Annotated in this window: 6 protein-coding genes; 1 reads left to right on the forward strand and 5 read right to left on the reverse strand. The window is 62.1% G+C overall.

The window, feature by feature from the left end; genetic code table 11:
- Positions 1–236: 236 nt before the first annotated feature.
- Entirely contained in the window at positions 237–1250 is a 1014-nt protein-coding gene (locus AC1DXV_RS31260) for a hypothetical protein (RefSeq protein WP_477937361.1), read from the reverse strand.
- A 529-nt stretch (positions 1251–1779) separates the two neighbouring features.
- Positions 1780–2199, reverse strand: a complete 420-nt coding sequence (locus AC1DXV_RS31265; protein WP_477864973.1) for a hypothetical protein — start codon at positions 2197–2199, stop codon at positions 1780–1782.
- Between the two features lie 329 nt (positions 2200–2528).
- Between AC1DXV_RS31265 and AC1DXV_RS31270 the strand changes: the two genes are divergently transcribed.
- A complete protein-coding gene (locus AC1DXV_RS31270; RefSeq protein ID WP_477937363.1) occupies positions 2529–3011 on the forward strand; it encodes a DUF1203 domain-containing protein in 483 nt (160 codons plus the stop codon).
- 29 nt (positions 3012–3040) lie between these two features.
- On the opposite strand, the gene AC1DXV_RS31275 is transcribed toward AC1DXV_RS31270, so the two are convergent.
- The 3 genes from AC1DXV_RS31275 to AC1DXV_RS31285 all read right to left on the reverse strand — a co-directional run.
- Complete coding sequence (locus tag AC1DXV_RS31275) at positions 3041–3475, reverse strand: hypothetical protein (RefSeq protein ID WP_477864971.1); 435 nt, start codon at positions 3473–3475, stop codon at positions 3041–3043.
- Positions 3472–4566 (reverse strand): S1 family peptidase, encoded by a 1095-nt coding sequence (locus AC1DXV_RS31280; RefSeq protein ID WP_477864975.1) that lies wholly within the window; start codon positions 4564–4566, stop codon positions 3472–3474. Before AC1DXV_RS31280 ends, AC1DXV_RS31275 begins: the two co-directional genes overlap by 4 nt.
- 14 nt (positions 4567–4580) lie before the next feature.
- Positions 4581–4963, reverse strand: a 383-nt coding sequence (locus AC1DXV_RS31285) for a hypothetical protein (protein ID WP_477937365.1), incomplete at its 5' end; no start/stop codon positions are given.

Raw genomic sequence — 4963 nt, forward strand, 5'->3', positions numbered from 1 at the left:
CATCACGGCTGACTGGGGACGCGCAGCCAAGGAGTGGCGCCCCGCGATGAACCAATTCGCTGTGGTCTACGAAGAGCGATTCACACTGCCGGCGCACGGCAGTCGATAAGCGAGTCGGCCAATAGCCAATTCATCTCAACCGCCTCGCACACAGAAATCCTGACAGCCCCCACCTATCGGTTAGCCGCTTAGCCCCAACGTCCCATAGAGCCCTCCACCAAGTGCGCGCGCCCCGTTCACGTCTCCGACGGGGCTTTGTCAAGTCGACCAGCGCTCTTCCCGCGCGACGATCGTGCCCGTCCGTTGTGTTGCCTCTTACCCTGACCGCCACCCCCTGTTGTCGACGACCTCAAGTTGATGAGCCGCTCCAGCGTTGAGACCATGCTTCTCTCCTGCTCCATCAGGAGTTCCGTCTGACGGAGATCGTATGGCACGTCGCCCTTCTTGAGCACGATGTTTCGTTCGGTCTTCGACATATCTTCGCAAAGCCGCTTGATGGTTGCCGTATCCGCCTTCACGAATGCCGCCTCCAACGCCATCAGCCGGAAAGTCGCGTTTGTGATCTCGTTCTGAAAATACTTGATGTCCAGAAGCCCGCCGCGGTATAGATTCAAGAAAAAATATGCAAAGACCTCGATGAACAGCACCAAACAAAAGCGCACGGCGAACTGAAGCGCCTCCTGCGCCGTGTCGATCAGGTGCTTTTCAAAGAACACGTAGTAGCCCAAGACAGCGAAGCCCGCCAAGCAGACAACCACCCCAACAGCAAGATTCAGATTGGCCCGTGAACCCAGCCGATAGATCTCGCCCCTAAGCCGATTCACCATTCCGTCAGCCATTGCGCGTATCTGACGGACGTGGAACTGCTTGACATACTCAGCGGTGATGCTCGTCTCGCCCTTTCTATCTGGGCCATCGTCTTTGCCTGCCACTCGCTCGATCGGCGACAGATGCACTTGGGGGAAGGCACTCGCTTTCTCAGAGTCGGCGCGTCCCGAGAAGAGCTCCTGTTGTGACTTCTGGCTCACGCTTTGCAGATGAGCGAATAGAGCAACCACCGATGCGACCAAGAAGACCGCGCCGGGCATCAAATATTTGATGAACTCATAATCTCGCAGCTTGAGGTCCATCTGGCCGAGAAGCGCAGCCGCCACCATCGTCAAGACGATCACGGCCATGGGAGCATTCTGGCGAGCTTCGTAGCCAGCGCGCTTCAGGAATGCAGTCCAACTGTCGATCATGTGCGCCATGCGACTATCCTCGGTTGCGAGAATTCGTCACGCGTCGCTCCGCCAACGGCAGAGCCCGCATGAGGTTTCAAACGATTAGCCTAGGCGACTGCCCGCCACGCAAGCGTCTTCCGCTGGGCCCCAAGCGTAGACACGGGTCGCCAATTCTCCCTCGAAGGAGACTTGATAGCTCAGAAGCAAGACCGCTGATCCGACGATCCTACCTTGGCCAAAGTTGGTCACGCGTTGCTCACTCGTGGACTTGTCGTACTCCGCCAAGCAAAAATTGGCCTTCTGCAACAAGTACTGCTGATTCTGCGAAACAGACTGGCATTGGTTGTAGTTTGCGGATCTGATGATCGCTTCGCAGATGCTTTGGAGTGCGCGATCGTGCAAAAAGCAAGGGCAACGGAGCCTGCAAGTATCTTCTTCATGTGAAGTCCTCCTTGGAGGTGAAAAGCCCTGCCGTTGGGCATGAGCGGCGGCTGGAAGCGTGCGAAGCACGCTGGAAGACGTTTCTCGATGGAAGGGTTAGATCTGATGGTGCTACTCACGGGATGACTTGGCCGTACTGAATGACGGCCACCAAACGGCTGGGAATATGAGTGTTCTTGCAGACCTCCCACTGAGCCGCGCCGGCCCCAACGGGATAGGCGCTACCAGCGACCCACGGTTGGCCAGCCGGCGTTTGCGTGTAGCCGCGAGTATCAAACTCCTCCGGTGCTGGCAGTCGCAAAAACTCATAGAGGTATGCGCCGCCAGTGAGCTCACCCAATGGCAAACCGAGGATTCGCTCCACCTCAGAAAGGCTACGACCAACAATGAACTTGTGGCAGGTGATGTAGCCCTCACTCCAGAAAGTGGGGTGACGTAGAACACTGGTTAGCTTGACTGGGCGGTTCCCTGAGCCTTGTTGCCAGTAGGCGATGGCGTTCCGTTTCAGTACTGCATGGTTCAACCCGTCAGCCATTCATTCCTCCCGCGTGCTGGAAAGTGACCGGAGACCAAGCAGCGAGCGCAGTCGCGGCGGCGACCGCAGAGCAAAGCAGCAGCCTTCGAACGCAAGTCATGTTTGCCTCCCTTTGGTTCTTCGCGCAGAACAAGAGCACTGCGGCGGCGCATTCGCCAATGCAGCAGCCGGACTCTCATCCCGCATGAGGACTGGTGTCAACGGCAAGGTTGATGAGACAAAGCACGAAATCGACTGCGTTCGACGGCCGTGAATTCGAAGTCCGAAACCGGCCAGCCCACGCATCGCACAACAACGACGATGCCCGCTCCCCATCACCGGACCCCGCCATGCATCACTTCCAATTGATCGCCCTACCCCCCACCCCCTTCGCCCCGCTCTTCACCCTCTCCGACCAAGCCCTCGCCCAGCACGGCGCACAGCGCCACATCGCCACCGCCAACACCGGCTACCCCTGCCGCATCAGCCTCGAAGACGCCCAGCAAGGCGACGAGCTGCTCCTGCTCCCCTACGAGCACCAACCCGCCGCCAGCCCCTACCGCGCCTCCGGCCCGATCTACGTGCGCCGCGGCGCCGTCCAGCGCGTGCTGCCGGCCGATGAAGTGCCGCCCTACCTGAGCTCGCGCCTGCTCTCCGTGCGCGCCTACGACGCCGCCCACCTGATCGTCGACGCCAGCGTGCGCGAGGGCACGCACGTCGCCGAAGAGATCGAGCGCTTCTTCAGCAACGCCGAGGTCGCCTACCTCCACCTGCATTTCGCCAGGCGCGGCTGCTTCGCCTGCCGCGTGGAGCGGCAGCACATCGCCCCTTAGCGAGTTCCGCGTGGGCCGCACCTCGATCTTCAGGGGCAGCTGCGCAGGGGCTGGCCATTGGCGTTGCGCGTGACGGTGAAGGGCGTGCCCGTGCCGCCCGGTGCCGGCTTGAAGCTGATGTTGTCGCGATCGACGAAGTGGCCGCTGTAGGTTCCCTGATAGCCGCCCAACGGCTGGCTGAGCGTGATGGAGAGGTCACGGCCGTCGTAGGTACCCGTCAGCGCGGCGGTCCCTTCGTTGAAAACATCCATGTTCGCGCTGCCAGGCAGCGTGCCCTTGCTGCTGCAGTCGTCGCCGGGCTTCAACGACATGTTGAGCGTCGGATTGGCGAGGCTGTCCTGAAAGCCGAAGGCGAAGAACGGAACGAACAGGGCCTCGGTGCCACCTCCGCAGGCCATGAGCACAGCGACTGCCGAGAGAAGCGACAGGTGGCGGATTGGCGTCCGGGCGCGTAGGGGATTCATGGTGAACTCCTTTGATTCAGGACCTTCAGAAAATCCGTGATCCCGGACTGCAATGTGTCCAGTTCGGACGAGAGAGAACGCATGCGTGCCTGCACTTCCGGAGGCGACGACTTCGTCTCGAAGATGGTTCGTGCGTCGCCTTCGTTGAGTTTCCAGAACACTCCGTGCACCGCCCACAGGCGGTCGCGCACCGCGACCCACATCGGCAGCACGTTCGCCGGCCAATGACGACTCAGTGCCCCGTCGTAGCGATCACGTGCATCGCGGAACCTGCTGATGGCCGTGTTGTAGTCGCGGCTGAAGTCGAAGAACAATCTTTGTGGCACGGCGGGCTGCTGAAGCAGGCCATGCAGGTTGCGCACGCTGAACAGGTACAGGTTCAACGTCTCCGACAAGTCAACCTGGGCCGCACGAGGATCGGTCGGCGGTATGTTGCGCGCCGCCTCGAGTTGCCACGCGCCGGGCATCTGCACGGCAACGCGTGCTGCGAGCGCGGCCGCGCTGTAGACGATGTAGCTCAGGTCGCTGGCGTCCGTGATGAGGCCGACGACGCCGTAGCCGCTCAGCACAGGCCCACCCGAAGCGCCACCCAGCGCACCGGGAAACTCGATGCGCAGGTTGTCGCGATCGTCGCGCGGGTAGGCCACGGCGCCGCTGCGAGGTGCAACACCGCACTGCTGCGCTTCGCCCAACAGCCAGGTCCCGACGCCACGCACGATGAGCGCCTCGTCAGCGAGCGCGCGCGTTCGCACCGAGAAGCCCTCGGGCCTCGCCACGCGCAGCAACGCCACGTCGGCGGCACCCGCATCGAACTCGCCCACTCTTTCGGCGACGATCGGCTTCTCGCTCGCGGCCTTGCAGAACATGACCTCGATGCGGCCATCATGGCTGCCTCCGACCACGTGGCGCGCGGTTGCGATCAGCAGGTGGCGTTGCGTGGCACCGACGATGAGTCCGAAGCCGTGCTCCTGGTGATCGATCGCGCGGATCCGGACGACATTGGCGAGCAACTGTTCGCCGATCTCCTCGGCAGAGAAGAAGGTCGTGTCGGAGGCCGCCGTCGCTGCAGTTGCGGCAGCGACGAGCGTCATGGCCAACGCGCAGCTCAGTGCGCGTCGGCAAACTGATTTCGCGTCCATGCCAAAGCACCCCACAGTACAGCCGCCGCGCCCCAGAGCAGCTTCATCAAATGGTGGCGGGCCGCGTATTCAAGCCAGCTCGGCTTGAGCGAGCGTTCGAATTCACCCACCCTCAGCCGCATGGCACCGGCGGAGCCGTTGAGCCGCAGCGTCAGCAGCCCGTCCGCCAGTACTTCGCAACGCTCGATCACCAGCCCGTCCAGCTCGAGCCAGTCACCGGCGGCGAGCTTGACGCTCTCACCCGTGGCCGGCAACGTGATCGTTCCACCCTCGATGCTCGAGACGACCGCCGCGACGCCGGCGGCGCTCGCTCGCCGTTCGGCGAATCGCAGCGCCACCGGTCGCAGCT

The organism is Rhizobacter sp. P3_C12 (assembly GCF_056402735.1).

What these genes read in the sequence shown, in the direction of transcription:
- AC1DXV_RS31280 (WP_477864975.1), bottom strand. Translation starts at nt 4,566, where the DNA reads ATGACGCTCGTCGCTGCCGCAACTGCAGCGACGGCGGCCTCCGACACG.
- AC1DXV_RS31275 (WP_477864971.1), bottom strand. Translation starts at nt 3,475, where the DNA reads ATGAATCCCCTACGCGCCCGGACGCCAATCCGCCACCTGTCGCTTCTC.
- AC1DXV_RS31260 (WP_477937361.1), bottom strand. Translation starts at nt 1,250, where the DNA reads ATGGCGCACATGATCGACAGTTGGACTGCATTCCTGAAGCGCGCTGGC.
- AC1DXV_RS31265 (WP_477864973.1), bottom strand. Translation starts at nt 2,199, where the DNA reads ATGGCTGACGGGTTGAACCATGCAGTACTGAAACGGAACGCCATCGCC.
- AC1DXV_RS31270 (WP_477937363.1), top strand. Translation starts at nt 2,529, where the DNA reads ATGCATCACTTCCAATTGATCGCCCTACCCCCCACCCCCTTCGCCCCG.